1 pseudogene is annotated in these 555 nt (G+C 42.5%); it reads left to right on the top strand.

Annotated features, from left to right (window positions below):
• Positions 1–483, top strand: a pseudogene (locus tag IOD06_RS13500) (glyceraldehyde-3-phosphate dehydrogenase); the annotation flags it as partial.
• Between the last annotated feature and the right edge of the window lie 72 nt (positions 484–555).

Here is a 555-nt window from a genome sequence, read left to right as displayed (position 1 = left end):
ACGAACGATCAAAACCTTATTGATAACTACCACAAAGCAGAGCGCCGTGGCCGTGCCGCAGCACTTAACATGGTAATTACTGAGACAGGGGCTGCAAAAGCGGTTTCAAAAGCATTACCAGAGCTTGAAGGCAAATTAACAGGTAACGCAATCCGCGTACCTACACCTAATGTGTCGCTAGCTATTTTGAACCTTAACTTAGCAACAAGCACATCAGTTGAAGAGCTAAACGCATTTTTACGCGATACTGCACTTCATTCAGACTTACGTGACCAAATTGATTACACAGCATCAACGGAAATTGTTTCTACCGATTTAGTCGGTAGCCGTTACGCAGGTGTTGTTGATTCACAAGCAACGATTGTTGAAGATAACCGTATTGTTTTATATGTATGGTACGACAATGAGTTTGGTTACAGCTGCCAAGTAGTTCGTTGTATGCGCGATATGGCCGAAGTGTCATTCCCAAGCTTACCTCGCTAATTTATTTGCAGTGACTTAAAAGCCAGCATGTTGCTGGCTTTTTTGGTCGTGTATTATTTTTAAAGCGTATGC

The sequence above is a fragment of the Psychrobacter sp. N25K4-3-2 genome (genome assembly GCF_015351755.1).
GTDB classification, from domain to species: Bacteria; Pseudomonadota; Gammaproteobacteria; order Pseudomonadales; family Moraxellaceae; genus Psychrobacter; species Psychrobacter glaciei.
The sequence above is the reverse complement of the archived record's forward strand: the minus strand, read 5'-3'. Positions and strand labels throughout refer to the sequence as shown.